Below are 17,847 nucleotides of genomic sequence, written 5' to 3'. Positions count from 1 at the left end.
TTAATGCTTTTCCAATCAATACATTTAATCTAAACATATGGGGAATACCTAGATTAAACGTATTGATTGGAAAGGATAATTAATGTGAATCAAATAATTCTATGGCTAATGTTTTTGCTTCCTATTGCATCACTGGTGCTAATTGGAGATAAAACGCTTAAAAGATTTCTACCAGTTGGATTGTTTGTAACTGTAGTCAACACTCTAACATACCAAGCGGCATATCATTATAATTGGTGGAGAGAATCAGGGCTCTTTGATTGGGACAAAGTTGCAAATATTCCTTGGGTATATAGTGCTTATTTAGTAGCCACAATATGGATTTTTAAGTTTACCTATGGGAAATTTATTGTTTATTTAATAACAAACCTAATATTAGATGGTGTATATATATATTTATGGTATCCAGTCCAACAAAAACTTGGAATGGCCTCGGGAGAATTGTCGCCACATATTACATATTTAATGATGATTGGTTTAGCCCTTTTAATATATTGTTTTCAGATTTGGTATGAAAAAGATTTACTACGTAATAAAGATAATAACTAGAACTTTCATAATATCTTTACCTGATTGAAAAGAACGTTAGTCCTTATTGAGTGTGTTTAGTATAAGAGAATGCAAACTAATTTATTGGAAAGAACGGAAAATTAATCTAATGATAATTAATGAGGACAGTTGGATGTGACCGCTTAATAGGCTGGTACAATTTTTGCTCGATAATTCGACACACTATTTTTCAAGTTAAAATCTTTAAATTAATATTCATAGGTAAATGCTAAAAGGATTCGTGTGGATCAATTTATGTAGTGTTTATGTAGCATAACGACTACAATGCTTTATATACAAGACAAGATGAATGTGATGTTATATTTATACAAAAACACGGTATAACTCTTATTAAATTAATGTGGTAGGTTACTGATATAAGGGACATAGCGAAACTTGCACTATTACAGTAGGGAGGGCTTAGCCATTGCATATAAAAATGAGGAGTTCTAAGAACTCCCTCAACGGAAACTATAGTATAATTTTAATTTTACATGTTCTTTTTAGCTAACTCATCCCTGTCAGATGCCATTGGAGGTTGTTCTAACCATCTATTTTTTATCATGATATTTGCTCCATCCTCAGAATATAACTGAATTTCTAAAGATAGTCTGTTATACATTACACCTATATCTACTCTGGGACTTTGAGCAAGACTTGTGCCATAAAACCCAACACTTAGAGAAATCAAAGCAGTAGTATAAAACATCATGATTTTATCTGAAAATGTATGAGTTGTGCTGTTTGTAACTTCTGTTGCCCATGAAATAGAAATAGGGAGGTTACTTTCTTCTAATTTCGTCCCAAATAGTTTGCTATGCTTTTTTGCGATTTCTGTACCTCTTATAAAGAATTGTTTAACATCCTTTTCCTGTGCAACCTGACTAAAACCAGTAAGGGTAGATGACCCTAAAGCATTCCTTTGAAGATTTGTAAATAAATTAGCGACCTCTGATGCTAATAAAGGTCTTTTGTCTGTAAGTATATCCCATAAGAAACCTTGCTTTTTCACAAAGTCAACTTTTTCTATATTTGGTAGATAAGGAGACCTTATGTACAGACCTTTTGACAATAATAAATCCTTTGACATCTTATATAATTTTGTTATCTCTGAGAGACATTCCATGTAGTAGTCTGTTATATCTGTTCTTACTGATGCTGATAAACTTGCGGCGTAATTGGTAAGCCCAATCATAGCCATTTGATGAATATAATTTAATACATAGCTATCTGAATACAATCTAGGAGCAGTTAAATCAACATCTTCCTCTACGTTAAATCCATGAGGTACTTTGCTCTTTTCCTTGGTGAATATTGAGGTTAACTTTTGTATGTGAGCCTGTGATAGCTCTAAAGCATGATCAATTATAGGTTTAATCTCAGCATCTTCAGCCTTTTCTGAAAAGTAAGTTAACATACAAATACTTGCACTATCATTCATGTATTGAGCCCATAGTTGAGTTATTTCAGTTGATGTAAGCCTAATTTGCTTTTCCTGTTCCAATACATTTATACCTCCTATAAAACATTATATTATTTATATTGCCCAATAGTTACTTGTCATATGTAGATCAAAAATATATCCCATAAATGATTCTTTCAAGAAAATTCTGTTTCATTTTAATTGACGGTCACATGGGTTGACTACCTGACTATAAAAATAATATTAGCTGTTTATTTTAGTGACCAAAAAAGTGACCAACACCTTAAATTATGGTTACTTTTAATAAATTAAGAAAATAGGAGATAAAGTAAACGGTTCTCAAAACAATGTTCTGCACTAAATTAAATCAAACTAAAGTTCGGATTACGAATCGCCTCAATTGGCTATCCTATGTATTTTGTAGGTAATTATAATTTCATTGTACGTGTTCTTTTCTTTTTAGCGTAATATTAATGATATTATAGAAATTTCTTTCAACACATATATAATGTAGAGATTGAAAATAAAATGTGAGAAACTATTAAAACAGTAGGAAATATTTATAGGTATAAACTAGATCATAGTTATATTTGAAACGAGTATTTAAGGTGAAAAACCAGTTGTTTATCACAACACAACTGGTCAATGGGTTCCACCAATTCGCCACCATAAAATAAATAATTCTTAGTTTTAATAAAATATGATTAAATTCAATTAAATAAAACAAACACCATAAAACATTGATGTGAATACGTTGCTAATTACAATAGGTTATTATAGAATATGATTAGTCATAAACAATAAATAAGAAGCATTTATGGCTGTCTTGCGGATGGATGAAGATAATTAAAACTAACCCTTGTCATTAATGTGGCAAGGGTTTCTAGTTACTATTATCACATCGAATAAAGAAGGGGAGAAAGTTAATGGTATCATCGGTATATATCCACATTCCATTTTGTGAGAAGATCTGTCACTATTGTGACTTCACAAAATTCTTTTATGAAGAAAAAATGGCGGATGATTATTTAATTGCATTAGATAAAGAAATGGCAGCCTATATAAAGGAACCAAGGCAAAAGATGAAAACAATATTCGTTGGTGGGGGAACACCAACTGCGCTTAATACAAAACAATTGCAACAATTACTTACATCAATTGGTAAATACTTTGAAGTGGAAAGTGTTGAAGAATATACGTTTGAAGCAAACCCAGGTGATTTAGACGAAGAGAAAATAAAGTTGTTAAAAGCCTTTGGTGTAAATCGAATATCGATGGGAGCACAAGTCTTTGATGATGAACTACTAGAACAATTAGGGAGACTTCATCGAATTAAAGATGTTTATCAAAATGTTGATGCCCTGAAAAAACACGGTATTACGAACATTAGTATTGATTTAATATATAGTCTACCAACACAAACAATGACAGGATTTGAAAAAACAGTACAAGAAGCTTTAGCTTTTGATTTGCCACATTACTCCTCTTATTCGTTGCAAATTGAACCCAAAACTGTTTTTTATCAACGTTATAAAAAAGGGAAATTAAAAAGGCAACCGGAAGAAACAGAAGCGGACATGTATGAGCATTTAATTACCCAGATGGAGAAACACGGAAAGAATCAATATGAAATAAGTAATTTTGCCGTTCCTGGCTATGAGAGTAAGCATAATTTAACCTATTGGAATAATGATTACTATTTTGGTTTTGGCGCAGGTGCGCATGGGTATTTACCAGGGGAACGAATTGTTAATTTACGTCCATTTCCTGCATATTTTAAAAAAGCGAATGAGAACGATTTTCCAGTACTTCATAGAGAACCAATTGGAGTGAAGGAACAAATTGAAGAAGAAATGTTTCTAGGATTACGTAAACGATCTGGTGTATCAAAAATTGGCTTTAGTGAAAAATATAATCTAGCATTAACTGATTTATATGATGATGAGTTACAACAATTAAAAGAGAAAAAATGGATAGAAGAAGTGGGAGACCAGGTGAGGTTAACACAAGCAGGTCAATTATTTGGTAATGAGGTGTTTCAAGAATTCTTAATAGAACAAGAGAAATTCAAACGAATACTTACTGCGAAGTAGCAATTATTATTTAAAAATTATAAGCATGCATATTGACATTTTTGCCTGCATTTGATAATTTAATAATAGATTTAGCACTCGGGTGCTAAGAGTGCTAACAGAGGTGATCATCAATGTTATCAAACAGACAATTATTAATTTTGCAAGTTATTATTGATGAATTCATCCACACAGCACAACCTATCGGATCTCGAGCTATTTCAAAAATGGAAGAGATAACCTATAGTCCAGCAACTATCCGAAACGATATGGCGGATTTAGAAGAATTAGGTTTTATTGAAAAGACTCATTCTTCTTCTGGTAGGGTGCCTTCAGAAAAAGGCTATCGATTTTATGTCGATCATTTATTGTCGCCTTTTCATTTATCAAATAGTGACAGAAGTGTTATTTCTCACGCATTTTCAGAAGAAATGGTTGAATTTGAACAGGTTGTACAAAAATCAGCAAAAGTGCTTTCGGAATTAACCAATTATACGTCGATTATTCTGGGACCCAAGGTATACGAAACAACCTTGAAGCAATTACAAATTATCCATTTGTCATCTAATATGGCTGTTGCTATCTTAGTTACAAACACGGGTCATGTAGAGCACCGTTCTTTTACAATACCGACGGAAATTAAACCAAGTGAATTAGAAAAATTGGTAAACATTTTAAATGACAGATTAAAAAATGTACCGATTATTCATCTCTATGAGAAATTACAGTTAGAGTTGCTAAATGTGCTTGATAAATATATGGATGATTTCGATTCAGCTTTTCAATATTTAAGAGCAGCATTGTTTGATGAACAACCTGTTAAACTTTATGTGGGTGGTATTACCAATATTTTGTTGCAACCAGAATTTAGAGATGTTGATAAAATTCACTCTTTATATTCGGTAATGGAACAGGAGGATATCATTGCAAATGTTTTACGTTCCAATAAAGATGGTATTCATGTTTCTATTGGGCAAGAGAATAAGATGGATGAAATGCAGGATTGCAGCTTGATTACCGCAACTTATTCATTAGCTGGAGAACAAATAGGAACAATTGCCTTGTTGGGACCAACTAGGATGGAGTATTCTCGTGTTATTTCACTATTAAATAGCTTATCTAGTCGAATGTCGAGTACATTTCATTCTTGGTTTTAAGTGAGCTGTATTTTTTATCATAATAAGATGATACTAAATGCTAACAAGTGATCGAGAAGAATGCTTTTCTTCATTGAATATTAGTTGATTAAAGCTGAAACCTAAAACTTTATTTCCATGTTTATTCATGATATAGTCAACAAGGTTTCATTTTCAAATGAATTAATTAGAGGAGGTGACCATAATGGAAGAGAATAAACAAGCAGAAAAACAAGAAGATGAAGTAATTGAAAAAGCTGATCAAGAAATAATTGATGAAGTAAATCAACCTGATGCCGAAGAAGAGACTAATGAACTTGAGGTCTTACAAAGGGAAAAGGATGAAGTTTACCAAAGGTTATTAAGAGTACAAGCAGAATATGATAACTTCCGCCGCCGTACCCAGAAGGAAAAAGAAGCGGATCGTAAATATAGATCGCAATCATTGATTACAGACTTATTACCGATTGTAGATAACTTTGAAAGAGCACTACAAATGGAAGTTAATGATGAAGCTGCTAAGCAGTTTGTAGATGGAATCAAGATGGTCTATCGTCAATTAAATGATGCTTTGGAAAAAGAGGGCGCTGAAGTTATTGCAACAGAGGGAGAAACATTTGATCCGCATTTACATCAAGCTGTTGTTCAAGTGGAAGATGATCAATATGAATCGAATGTTGTTGTCGAAGAATTACAAAAAGGATACAAATTAAAAGATCGGGTTATTCGCCCGGCAATGGTAAAAGTGAATCAATAATTACATATGTATTAGAGGAGGAAATAACCATGGGAAAAATTATTGGAATTGATTTAGGTACAACAAATTCATGTGTTGCAGTAATGGAAGGTGGAGAAGCAAAAGTTATCCCGAATCCAGAGGGTAACCGTACAACTCCATCAGTTGTTGCATTTAAAAATGGTGAACGTCAAGTAGGTGAAGTTGCTAAACGACAAGCAATTACTAACCCAAACACGATTCAATCTGTTAAACGTCATATGGGAACAGATTATAAAGTTGAAGTTGAAGGAAAAGAGCATACACCTCAAGAAATTTCAGCAATAATCTTACAATACATTAAGTCATATGCAGAAGATTATCTTGGAGAAACTGTAGAAAAAGCTGTTATTACTGTACCTGCATATTTTAATGATGCTGAACGTCAAGCAACTAAAGATGCTGGTAAAATAGCTGGTCTTGAAGTAGAACGTATTATTAATGAGCCTACTGCTGCAGCATTAGCATATGGTATTGATAAAGCTGATCAAGATCAAACAGTTCTTGTATACGACTTAGGTGGAGGTACATTTGATGTATCTATCTTAGATATCGGTGAAGGTACTTTTGAAGTTGTAGCAACAGCCGGTGATAATCGTCTTGGTGGAGATGATTTTGATGAAGTAGTCATTGACCACTTAGTTGCAGAGTTCAAAAAAGAAAATGGCATTGATCTTTCAAAAGACAAAATGGCTTTACAACGTTTAAAAGATGCAGCTGAAAAAGCTAAAAAGGATTTATCTGGTGTTGCACAAACACAAATTTCCTTACCATTTATCACAGCAGGCGAAGCTGGACCATTACACTTAGAAATGAATTTAACTCGTGCAAAATTTGATGACTTATCTTCTGATCTTGTAGAACGTACAATGGGACCTACGCGACAAGCTCTTAAAGATGCTGGAATGAAAGCTAGTGAAATTAACAAAGTTATCTTAGTTGGTGGTTCAACTCGTATTCCAGCAGTACAGGAAGCAATTAAAAAAGAAACTGGTCAAGATCCATCTAAAGGAGTAAATCCGGATGAGGTAGTTGCTTTAGGTGCCGCAATTCAAGCTGGTGTATTACAAGGTGATGTTAAAGATGTTGTACTTCTTGATGTTACACCTTTATCATTAGGTATCGAAACAATGGGTAGCGTTACGACTAAGTTAATTGAGCGTAATACCACTATTCCTACAAGTCATTCGCAAGTGTTTTCAACAGCGGCTGATAATCAAACAGCAGTAGATATTCACGTCCTTCAAGGTGAGCGTGAAATGGCTGGAGATAATAAAACATTGGGTCGTTTTCAATTAACAGATATTCCACCTGCACCACGTGGAGTGCCACAAATTGAAGTATCATTTGATATTGATGCAAATGGTATAGTAAACGTTCGTGCTAAAGATCTAGGTACAAACAAAGAACAATCGATTACAATTAAATCTTCTTCAGGTTTATCTGATGAAGAAGTTGAAAAAATGGTAAGAGATGCTGAGGAAAATGCTGAAGAAGATAAAAAACGTCGCGAAGAAGTTGAACTTCGTAATGAAGCTGACCAGCTAGTATTCCAAACAGATAAAACAATTAAAGATCTAGGCGATAAAGTTTCTGATGAAGAAAAAGAAAAGGCAGAAACAGCCAAAGATGAGTTAAAAACGGCATTAGAAGCAGATGATCTAGAAGAAATCAAAACGAAGAAAGATGCATTAGAGGAACAAGTTCAAGCACTTTCTGTTAAATTATACGAGCAAGCTCAAGCAGATGCTGAAGCAGCTCAGGGTGAAGGTTCTTCTGATGATGATGTTGTAGATGCTGACTATGAAGAAGTTAAAGATGAAGATAAAGAAGAAGAAGATAAAAACAAATAAGAAACAAATAAGTTAGTAAATTGGAAAAGTCAAAGTCAGGTTTTACTTGACTTTGACTTTTCCTCTATATATTACTACTTGATAAAAATTCAAATATATAAAAATAAAATAAATAGCATAAAATGAATCATTTGAATACTATTTGCTCTCATAAGAGCATCAATGTTATGATAAAATCTATGTAAAGAAGAGTCGGGAGAGTGATCAGTCAGTGAGTAAAAGAGATTATTATGACGTATTAGGCGTCTCAAAAGGTGCCTCAAAAGAAGAAATTAAAAAATCATATAGAAAATTAGCACGTAGTTATCATCCAGATGTAAACAAAGAAGAAGGTGCTTCGGATAAGTTTAAAGAAGCAAAAGAAGCATATGAAGTATTAAGTGACGAACAAAAACGTGCACAATATGATCAATTTGGTCATGCAGGACCTCAAAGTCAAGGATTTGGAGGCGGTGGTGCAGAAGACTTCGGTGGATTTAGTGATATATTTGATATGTTCTTTGGTGGAGGCGGACGTAGACGTGATCCCAATGCGCCAAGACAAGGTGCAGACTTACAATACACAATGATTTTGGAATTTGAAGAAGCTATTTTTGGTAAAGAAACGGATGTTGAAATTCCAAGAGAAGAAGAATGTGATACGTGTGAAGGAACTGGCGCTAAACCAGGTACTAAGGTGAAAACATGTTCACATTGTAATGGTTCAGGACAATTGAATGTTGAACAAAATACACCATTCGGCCGTGTTGTTAATAAGCGCGTTTGTAATCATTGTAATGGATCTGGAAAAATAATTCCCGAAAAATGTAAAACGTGTGGTGGAAATGGAAAAGTTAAAGCACGCAAAAAAATCCACATCAGTATTCCAGGAGGTATCGATGAGGGACAACAAATTCGCGTTACTGGTCAAGGTGAGCCAGGAGTAAATGGTGGACCTCCAGGTGATTTATACGTTGTCGTGCAAGTTAGGAGTCATGAGTTCTATAAAAGAGATGGAGATCACATTTTTTGTGAAATGCCAATAACTTTTGCTCAAGCAGCACTTGGTGATGAAATAGAAATTCCTACTGTACATGGAAAAGTTAAATTAAAAGTTCCAGCTGGAACACAAACAGGTAAAACATTCCGTCTTAAAGGTAAAGGTGCGCCCAATGTCCGTGGATATGGTCATGGAGATCAACATGTGCAGATGCGTGTGATTACACCTACAAATTTAAGTGAACAACAAAAAGAACTGTTGCGCGAATTAAATGAAGCAAGTGGAGATCAACCAACAGATGAACATGATGACTCATTTTTTCAACGTGTGAAAAGGGCGTTTAAGGGCGAATAATACTTATCGTGTTTTCGGTATATTTTGTCCATGTTTAATAAAATCACAAGAAAAGAGTTGATTTTTTGAAGTGGTCTGAATTGTGTATCCATACTACTAATGAAGCAATCGAGCCAATTTCAAACATTTTTCATGAAGCTGGGGCTAGTGGTGTAGTTATTGAGGATTCTGAGGATTTAATGAAGGAACGGAATACAGATTTAGGAGAAATGTATGAACTTGATCCTGTCGATTTTCCGCAGGAAGGTGTTATGTTAAAAGCTTATCTTCCTTTTAATAGTTTCTTAGGTGAGACTGTCGCTGAAATCAAACAAGCAATCAATAATCTATTGGCATACGATATTGATTTAGGTTCAAATCATATAACCATGAGCGAAGTGAATGAAGAAGATTGGGCAACTGCTTGGAAGAAGTATTACAAACCGGTTAAAATTTCAGAGAAGATAACAATAACACCTACATGGGAAGATTACCATGCCGTTTCGACTGATGAAATAATTATTGAATTAGATCCAGGAATGGCATTTGGAACAGGTACACATCCAACAACGGTTCTAAGTATGCAAGCATTAGAACGATATGTGAAAAACGATGATCTTGTGTTAGATGTGGGTACTGGTTCCGGTGTACTAAGCATTGCAGCGATATTACTTGGGGCAAAGCATGTATATGCCTATGATTTAGATGATGTTGCAGTAAAAGTCGCTATCATTAATGCTAAAATTAATAAGGTTGAACATGCTATTGAAGCAAAACAAAATAATTTACTCGATAATGTTTCACATCAACCGGATATTATTGTATCTAATATTTTAGCAGAAATTATTATGCGTTTTGAAAAAAGGGCTTACGAAGTTTTAAAGCCAGGAGGTATTTTTATCACCTCGGGAATTATTCAGGCAAAGAAACAAGATGTGAAACAAGCCCTACTAGAAGCTGGATTTGAAATTATTGAGATTAATCAAATGGAAGACTGGATTTCAATTATAGCTAAGAAATAGGAAGAGAGTAGGAGCGTCATATGCAGCGTTATTTTGTAACGGCCACTGGATGGTCAGACATGCATGTCACTATAACAGATGACGATATTCATCATATCACCCGTGTGATGCGGATGGAAATCGGCGATAAGATAATTTGTAATCACCCTGATGGGAAAGCTGCAGTATGTGCGATCAAATCAATGGCAGATGATAAGATAGTTACAGAGATTGTGGAGTGGCAGAGACAGACGGTTGAGTTACCTGTTCGTGTTACAATTGCACAAGGATTACCAAAGGGTGATAAGTTTGAATTAATCTTACAAAAAGGTACAGAGCTTGGTGCAGCTGGATTCATTCCATTACAAGCAGAACGTTCAATTGTAAAATGGGACGAAAAGAAGGCAAGTAAAAAAAATGAACGCTTTCAAAAAATTATTAAAGAAGCTAGTGAACAATCTCATCGCACATTATTGCCAAAGATTGAAAAAGTAGCTTCATTACAAGATGTAATTGAGATGAGCGCAAGTTTTGACCATAGACTAGTAGCTTATGAAGAAACAACCAGAGACATACCTACAAATAAGCTAAGTTATTTTTTAAAACAGATGGTACCCTCAGAACAAGTTTTCTTGTGTATAGGTCCTGAAGGTGGATTTTCTGAAAATGAAATAATCGCACTTAAAAATGCTGATTTCCAATCGATTCGACTTGGTCCTCGTATACTACGTACAGAAACTGCGGCTCTATACGCTTTAGCAAGTCTGTCGTATCATTTTGAAGAATTAGAATAGAAATAATACTAGCAGCGTGAAACAGGCAATTGGGTTTGGTAACTAGTAAGTCTTATAATTTTAAGAAGATGAAGTGAAATTTACTGTGTGCTTATCTTCTAATCATACGTTTGTTTCATCCTATCAACTTGATGGAATGATCCAACGTAGTATTTTAAATTACTTTAGATATGGCTGCATCAGTAAATGGATTCCCTTTAAAAGTTAGCTGAATATGTGCTTGTGGTATTTTTCTGAAAAACTACATATATACTTAAATTAAGCGGTTCACTAAACAACTTGTTGGAAAGCATGTGGTGTTAGACATAAACAGCTTGGCAATTGCCAGGCTGTTTATTGTTTTTTTAATTAAGTAACTTTTATTTATCTAGCAATGTACTTTTCGAATAATGGAACAAAAGGAAGGACAATAAGAACTGAAAATACATTAAAGACGACAGATATATGAGCTAATTGCATACTGCTGTTATTCGCTAAGTGAAGTGCAATTAAGTTGAAAATTGGTAGTAAAGGTATCGCAATGATAACCGTTATAAGATTAAATGCAGTATGTGTTATGGCAACAAGTTTAGCTTCTCTTTTAGCTCCAAGTGTAGCAATTAATGATGTCACGCATGTCCCGATGTTTGATCCTAATATAATTGCAATCGCGCTAGATAGAGGTAAGAGTTCTTGTTGCATCATGCTTAGCGTTAATCCAAATGTAGCGCTGGAAGATTGAATAATACCACTGATAACAGTTCCAATTATAATACCAATACTAGGTGATGTTTCTGTTAAACTAAGTCCTGCTAATATTAGATGATTACTAGCCACCAAAGTAGCTAAAGATTCAAATCCGTCTAAAGAAACAAAGATTGTTGATAGGCCTACAAGAATACATCCAGTATAGAAGATGTTTTTTTGAGGGAATAATAGTAAGAATAAACCAACTACAAGCCAAATCAAAAATGGAAAAGCGTCGCCAAAGACGAGAATTTCTCCAGTCATTGTCGTTCCGATATTTGCACCTAGAATTATGCCAATAGTTTGTCGGAAACTTATTACACCAATCGTTACAAAACTTATCGTAATGACTAATACAACAGAACTACTTTGCAGAAGAAATGTGGCAATGATTCCAATTAAGATACTTCCAAAAACATTTTGCGTACCTTTAGTAAGCCATTCTTCTATTCTTGAGCTCATAAAGAAAGTTAAACCAGTTTGTAATAGGCGCATGCCCATATAAAACAAAAGTAGAAAAACGGATAATAAAGATAATAATCCCATAGTACAGTCACCTCTAATCTACTATATGGACAAGGTTATTTGATCATGCTTATAACAATTAATTTATTATTTTAAAAAACAAAAGTTGACCTAGAAAAATCCTTATATTATAATACCTGTAAGGCATATGTGCATACATATGTCGCATTAAACTGTTGAATGCTTCGGAGGGAGGGAAATTAGCATGTCAAATACAACTCGCGTTCGTAAAAACGAGTCTCTTGAAGATGCTCTTCGTCGCTTTAAACGCAGTGTATCAAAATCTGGTACAATGTCAGAATATCGTAAGCGTGAATTTTATGAGAAGCCTAGTGTTCGTCGCAAGAAAAAATCTGAGGCGGCTAGAAAGCGTAAGTAATCTTTGATTGCAAGTAGGGAATGAAAAAGATATTTTCTTTTGATTTTCCTTTAAAAGAGGGTGTAGAAACGAATGTTATTAACAGAACGTCTCAACCAAGATATGAAAATAGCAATGAAAAGTAGAGATAAAGAAACACTAAGCGTTATTCGTATGGTGAAAGCATCTTTACAGAATGAAGCAATTAAACTTGGAAAAGACGCGTTAACAGAAGAAGAGGAATTAACCATCTTATCTAGAGAGTTAAAGCAAAGAAATGATTCCCTCCATGAATTTAAAGAAGCTGGAAGAATGGATCTTGTAGAAAAATTAGAAGTTGAATTAGATGTTTTACAAGTATATATGCCTGAACAGCTATCAAATGAAGAGCTTGAAGAAATCGTTTTGCAAACCATAGAAGAAGTGAATGCTACTTCAAAAAAAGAAATGGGTAAAGTGATGGGTGCGCTTATGCCGAAAGTAAAGGGCAAAGCAGATGGCACAGTAGTCCAGAAGTTAGTGCAAAAACACTTAGCATAATTACACATTTTGTGATTTTGTGAAGATTTTATAAAGCAAATAATCCCCTATCATTTAGTCGTGATAGGGGATTATTTTTGTTGTAGATGTTATACTATGTAAAGGTTGTTCAAAAATAGACTATTAAAGGGTTTAAGTCTAATTAAATTTCAACTATTGATTTAACACTTTCTGAAACTTAAGTGTCGCCTAATTCGTATACATAAGTGTGAAGAAAGGGGGGTTAAAGTGAATATAGTTAAAAGTGTTATGTATAGTATCCTCATTAGTTTACTGTTTGTTATTGTTGGATCCATACATACACAAGGTGTAAGTGCAGCAGAAAATGGGGATGGAAAATTAGTTTATGTTATCCCAATTGAAGCGGAAGTAGAACGTGGTTTGGAAGCGTTCTTACGTCGAACTACAACAGAAGCAGCTGAAGCTGATGCTGATCATATTATTTTCGAACTCAATACTCCTGGCGGGCGTGTAGATGCTGCGACTAATATTGGTGGGTTATTACAAGACCTAGAAATTGAGACAACTTCTTATATAACAGTTCAAGCTTTATCTGCAGGTTCTTATATTGCTCTAAACACTGATAATATTTTTATGAAGCCTCAATCAACGATGGGGGCAAGTGGAGTGATTAATTCTGATGGATCTGAAGCTGCAGAAAAGGCACAGTCAGCTTGGTTTGAGTCTATGACTAGTGCAGCAGAATCAAAAGGAAGAGATCCACTGTATGCACAAGCTATGGCAGACAAAGAAATTGATCTGCCAGAATACGACGCCCCAACTGGCACGTACCTAACTTTAAGTCCCTCTGATTCAGTTGAAGTTGGTTATGCAGAAGCGGTTGTTAACCATCGTACAGAGCTTTTAAGTCAATTAGGTTTATCAAATGCAAAAATAGTCGAAATGGAAGTAACCTTTTCTGAAGGAGTAGCCAGATTTCTAACAAATTCAGCAGTTGTTCCTATTTTATTATCGCTTGCAAGTATCGGACTAATTGTTGAGTTATTCTCTCCTGGATTTGGGATACCTGGTTCGATAGGTATTACATCTCTAATATTATTTTTTTACGGACACATTGTGGCTGGTTTTGCTGGCTATGAGGCGATCATATTATTAATAGTAGGTATGGTGTTAATTTTTGCGGAAATATTTGTTCCTGGAGGTATAATTGGATTTCTGGGAGTTGGTGCAGTTGTAGGTTCTTTATATATGTCGACTGATAATGTGGTTCATATGAGTATGAGTATAATGATCGCATTCGTAGTTGCAATTATTACTGCAATTGTATTGATTAAAACGATTGGTTTAGAGAAGGGTTTTTTAAGAAAGATAATATTAAATGATGCAACTACTACTGAAAAGGGTTATGTATCTTCAGTTAATAAACTAGAATTAATTGGCATGGAAGGTACAACGGTGACACCTCTTCGGCCTGCAGGTACAGCACTTATTGGTAATGAACGAATAGATGTTGTATCAGAAGGTGGCTATATTGAAAGTCAGCAAAAGGTAAAAGTAGTTACATCAGAAGGTTCAAGAATTGTGGTTCGACAAGTTTAATTTACTAAATAGTAGGAGGAAGATTATATGTTTATCTTAGGAAGCACTAACTTTGATGCAGTGGGTGACTTTGTCCCACTAATCATTATTGGAATTATTGTTATTGCAGTTGCGATTCTTTTTACATTTATTCCAGTAATGTTATGGGTAAGTGCATTAGCAGCTGGTGTTAAAGTTAATATTTTCACACTAATAGGTATGCGTCTACGTCGAGTAGTACCAGCCCGCGTCATTAACCCGTTAATTAAAGCACATAAAGCGGGTCTGGCTGTCAATACGAATCAATTAGAAAGTCATTATTTAGCTGGTGGTAATGTGGATCGAGTAGTTAATGCACTTATTGCTGCACAACGAGCAAATATACCACTTGAGTTTGAACGTGCTGCTGCAATTGATTTGGCTGGTCGTGATGTATTAGAAGCAGTTCAAATGAGTGTAAATCCAAAAGTAATTGAGACACCTTTTATTGCCGGTATTTCCATGGATGGTATTGAAGTAAAAGCCAAAGCAAGAATTACCGTAAGAGCTAACATTGATCGACTTGTTGGTGGTGCTGGTGAAGAGACAATTATTGCGCGTGTAGGCGAGGGAATTGTAAGTACAATTGGTAGTTCAGCGAGCCATAGTAAAGTTCTAGAAAACCCGGATTCAATCTCACAAAATGTTCTATCAAAAGGTCTAGATGCAGGTACAGCATTTGAAATATTATCCATTGATATAGCAGATATTGATATTGGTAAAAACATTGGTGCGATGTTGCAAACAGATCAAGCCGAAGCAGATAAAAATATTGCACAGGCTAAAGCGGAAGAACGTCGTGCAATGGCTGTTGCAGAAGAACAAGAAATGTTGGCTCGTGTTCAAGAGATGCGTGCAAAAGTTGTGGAAGCGGAAGCAGATGTACCACGTGCATTAGCAGAAGCATTACGTTCTGGAAATATGGGTGTAATGGATTATATGAATTACAAAAATATAGACGCGGATACAGATATGCGTGATTCTATTGGGAAATTATCGAAGGATGATTCCGATTCAGAAGATGAATAAATATTTATCTTGAAAGGAGAGGTCTTATGGATGGCATTTTACCCTTTCTTATGATGTTATTTGCAATTGGTGGAGGTCTAATAAGTTTATTTGGAAAAGACAAGGAAGAGGAAGAGAATAAACCTGTTAGAAGAACAGAAACTGTGAAACCGATTGAGCGTAACGAAGAACGTCAAACTTCAAATAAACAAACTACTGCTATGGAGGATTATTCTAATAAGAAGCAAGAACAGCTAGAAAAGTTAAAGTCTAACTTAGCTGTTGATCCGAATTTGTATAACAAAGATGGAGCTATTAGTGATAATCCTTTACAAGAAGTAGTGAGATTAGATAAGAAAATTACAACAAAGAAAAACAGAACGACGAAAATTTCTTTAAGAAGAAATATATCAAGAGAAGGTTTAGCTGAAAGTGTTGTTATGGCAGAAGTTCTTGGTGCACCAAGATCTAAAAAGCCGTATCAAACTAAATCTTACGTGCGAAATCAAAAGTGAATCATACTATAAAGAAGAAAAGCTTCACCTGTAAAAAGGTGAGGCTTTTCTTTGTTCTTATATGATTTGTACCTTCATATATTGATAGAGGAGGAGGGTGTTTTGATGAATGAGTGGCAGAAACGTGTTGGAAATTGGTTAAGTAATCATCTGCAACTACCTTCTGATGTTGTATTGGAGTTACCAAGAATTACAACAATCGGCCAATTCCATGCTTATATAGAAAATCATCGAGGATTAATTGTCTTTACTGATCAAGAATTACAACTGAAGTTGAAAAAAGGGGCGTTAAAAATAACTGGGAATAAGCTTGTGATTAAAACACTACTACCTGAAGAAATCTTAATAGAAGGTACGATTGATACCATTATGTTTCTAGAACATAAAAACGAAACTATTAATTAAAAGTATGTGTTGTATGATAGTACTTTTCTAATGAGGGAGGAGAAAAAATGAAACAGGAACAAGGTACTTGGATTCGAGGGTATTTAACTATACATGTAATTGGGAGTCGACCAGAGCTTTTTTTGGATCTATGTGCCAGAAATGAAATTTATGTCTGGGATATACATAAGATTGATAAACAAACATGTGTTGCAAACATATTTGTGAAAGATCTTTTGAAAATAAAGAAAATAAGGAAAAAAACACGTTACAAAATACAGTTTAAAAAAAGAACAGGTCTTCCATTCACTTGGAAGAAGTTTAAAAAAAGAAAGGCACTTATGTTTGGTATCGTTTTAAGTGTTCTTTTTGTGTTTTTTTTATCTAATATGGTATGGAAAATTGAGATTGATGGTGTAAGGCCTGAGGTAGAAAAACAAATTAGAACCTCGCTAAGGGCAAACGGCGTTTATCCAGGTGTATTAAAATTCTCAGTTGAATCACCAAGTAAATTGCAACGATTGGTTCTAGACAATAATCCAGAACTATTATGGGTTGGTGTCAAAGAAAAAGGGACAACCTATACGTTAGAGGGTGTTGAGAAAACCACTATATCTGAACAAGAAGTGAAAAGTCCTAGTAATATTGTAGCGAATAAAAGTGGTGTAATTGTAGATATGTATGTTTCAAAAGGAAAACCGCTTGCAAAGATAAATGATTTTGTTGAAAAAGGAGAAATATTAGTAGCAGGAGACTTGAAAACCGCAGATGCTATCGATGAAGAGAAGGGAGAAGAAAATGAGAAGGAGGAAGGCGAATATCAAATTGCAGCAGAAGCAGAAATCTATGCGAATACATGGTATGAATCCACTATCTCAGTGCCAATGGAAGTCACCTACCAAGCAATAACAGGTGAAGTGAATAATAAATATTATTTGGGTGGAAATAATCAGAAGGTTCCAATCTGGGGGTTTTTCCAAGAGGAATATCAGTCCTCACGAATTGAAGAAGAGCAAAATTCTATTTACTTTTTTCAATGGGAATTACCAATATATTTTTACAAAAAGGAAGTATATGAACTTGAAGAAGTGGTAGAAAAAAGATCAGAAAAAGAAGCGAAAGAGTTGGGGATTAGACAAGCCAAAATTGACTTACAAGAAACATTGGGACAAGCTGCAGAAATAACAAATGAAAAAATTTTGCATGAAGCTTCCGAGAATGGTAAAGTAAAATTAGAGCTATACTTTACTGTTAAAGAAAATATAGCAAAAATACAAGACCTATCTCAAGGAGATTAA

17 protein-coding genes are annotated in these 17,847 nt (G+C 34.5%); 15 read left to right on the top strand and 2 right to left on the bottom strand.

Features of this window, described 5'->3' with window-relative positions:
• Positions 1-84 precede the first annotated feature (84 nt).
• Positions 85-549 carry a hypothetical protein gene (locus DM447_RS11585; RefSeq protein WP_241964518.1) on the top strand — a complete coding sequence of 155 codons (465 nt, stop codon included), beginning with the start codon at positions 85-87 and terminating at the stop codon, positions 547-549.
• Between the two features lie 490 nt (positions 550-1,039).
• Here DM447_RS11585 and DM447_RS11580 read toward each other — a convergent pair whose 3' ends face one another.
• Entirely contained in the window at positions 1,040-2,053 is a 1,014-nt protein-coding gene (locus DM447_RS11580) for a DUF3231 family protein (protein ID WP_112181362.1), read from the bottom strand.
• 845 nt (positions 2,054-2,898) lie between these two features.
• On the opposite strand from DM447_RS11580, the gene hemW reads away from it, so the two are divergent.
• The 7 genes from hemW (at position 2,899) to DM447_RS11545 (ending at position 10,915) form a co-directional block, all read left to right on the top strand.
• Positions 2,899-4,065, top strand: coding sequence for a radical SAM family heme chaperone HemW (gene hemW / locus DM447_RS11575; protein WP_112181361.1), 1,167 nt, complete (start codon positions 2,899-2,901; stop codon positions 4,063-4,065).
• A gap of 113 nt (positions 4,066-4,178) precedes the next feature.
• Positions 4,179-5,201, top strand: coding sequence for a heat-inducible transcriptional repressor HrcA (gene hrcA, locus DM447_RS11570; RefSeq protein ID WP_112181360.1), 1,023 nt, complete (start codon positions 4,179-4,181; stop codon positions 5,199-5,201).
• Positions 5,202-5,385: 184 nt separating this feature from the next.
• The gene (gene grpE, locus DM447_RS11565; protein WP_112181359.1) at positions 5,386-5,937 is read left to right on the top strand and encodes a nucleotide exchange factor GrpE; all 552 of its coding nucleotides are present in this window, start codon (positions 5,386-5,388) and stop codon (positions 5,935-5,937) included.
• A 29-nt stretch (positions 5,938-5,966) separates the two neighbouring features.
• Positions 5,967-7,808 carry a molecular chaperone DnaK gene (dnaK, locus tag DM447_RS11560; RefSeq protein WP_112181358.1) on the top strand — a complete coding sequence of 614 codons (1,842 nt, stop codon included), beginning with the start codon at positions 5,967-5,969 and terminating at the stop codon, positions 7,806-7,808.
• Between the two features lie 211 nt (positions 7,809-8,019).
• Positions 8,020-9,141: a molecular chaperone DnaJ gene (gene dnaJ, locus DM447_RS11555; RefSeq protein ID WP_112181357.1), complete on the top strand. Its 1,122-nt coding sequence runs from the start codon at positions 8,020-8,022 to the stop codon at positions 9,139-9,141.
• A gap of 65 nt (positions 9,142-9,206) precedes the next feature.
• Positions 9,207-10,142, top strand: a complete 936-nt coding sequence (prmA, locus tag DM447_RS11550) for a 50S ribosomal protein L11 methyltransferase (RefSeq protein ID WP_112181356.1) — start codon at positions 9,207-9,209, stop codon at positions 10,140-10,142.
• A 20-nt stretch (positions 10,143-10,162) separates the two neighbouring features.
• On the top strand, positions 10,163-10,915 hold the full coding sequence (locus DM447_RS11545; protein ID WP_112181355.1) for a 16S rRNA (uracil(1498)-N(3))-methyltransferase: 753 nt from the start codon (positions 10,163-10,165) through the stop codon (positions 10,913-10,915).
• 363 nt (positions 10,916-11,278) lie between these two features.
• Here the strand turns inward: DM447_RS11545 and DM447_RS11540 are convergent, their stop codons facing one another.
• Positions 11,279-12,187, bottom strand: a complete 909-nt coding sequence (locus tag DM447_RS11540; RefSeq protein WP_112181354.1) for a Na/Pi symporter — start codon at positions 12,185-12,187, stop codon at positions 11,279-11,281.
• Positions 12,188-12,371: 184 nt separating this feature from the next.
• Here DM447_RS11540 and rpsU point away from each other — a divergent pair, with 184 nt between their 5' ends.
• The 7 genes from rpsU (at position 12,372) to yqfD (ending at position 17,847) form a co-directional block, all read left to right on the top strand.
• Positions 12,372-12,545, top strand: coding sequence for a 30S ribosomal protein S21 (rpsU, locus tag DM447_RS11535; protein WP_062319095.1), 174 nt, complete (start codon positions 12,372-12,374; stop codon positions 12,543-12,545).
• A gap of 72 nt (positions 12,546-12,617) precedes the next feature.
• Positions 12,618-13,064 carry a GatB/YqeY domain-containing protein gene (locus tag DM447_RS11530; protein WP_112181353.1) on the top strand — a complete coding sequence of 149 codons (447 nt, stop codon included), beginning with the start codon at positions 12,618-12,620 and terminating at the stop codon, positions 13,062-13,064.
• Between the two features lie 249 nt (positions 13,065-13,313).
• Positions 13,314-14,624: an NfeD family protein gene (locus tag DM447_RS11525; RefSeq protein WP_112182735.1), complete on the top strand. Its 1,311-nt coding sequence runs from the start codon at positions 13,314-13,316 to the stop codon at positions 14,622-14,624.
• A 27-nt stretch (positions 14,625-14,651) separates the two neighbouring features.
• Positions 14,652-15,671: a flotillin-like protein FloA gene (floA, locus tag DM447_RS11520; RefSeq protein ID WP_112181352.1), complete on the top strand. Its 1,020-nt coding sequence runs from the start codon at positions 14,652-14,654 to the stop codon at positions 15,669-15,671.
• Between the two features lie 26 nt (positions 15,672-15,697).
• Entirely contained in the window at positions 15,698-16,165 is a 468-nt protein-coding gene (locus tag DM447_RS11515) for a hypothetical protein (protein WP_112181351.1), read from the top strand.
• Between the two features lie 105 nt (positions 16,166-16,270).
• Positions 16,271-16,570 carry a sporulation protein YqfC gene (gene yqfC, locus DM447_RS11510; RefSeq protein ID WP_369974651.1) on the top strand — a complete coding sequence of 100 codons (300 nt, stop codon included), beginning with the start codon at positions 16,271-16,273 and terminating at the stop codon, positions 16,568-16,570.
• A 47-nt stretch (positions 16,571-16,617) separates the two neighbouring features.
• A complete protein-coding gene (yqfD, locus tag DM447_RS11505) occupies positions 16,618-17,847 on the top strand; it encodes a sporulation protein YqfD (protein ID WP_112181349.1) in 1,230 nt (409 codons plus the stop codon).

The sequence above is a fragment of the Paraliobacillus zengyii genome, assembly GCF_003268595.1.
Classification (GTDB): domain Bacteria; phylum Bacillota; class Bacilli; order Bacillales; family Amphibacillaceae; genus Paraliobacillus_A; species Paraliobacillus_A zengyii.
The sequence above is the reverse complement of the archived record's forward strand: the minus strand, read 5'-3'. Positions and strand labels throughout refer to the sequence as shown.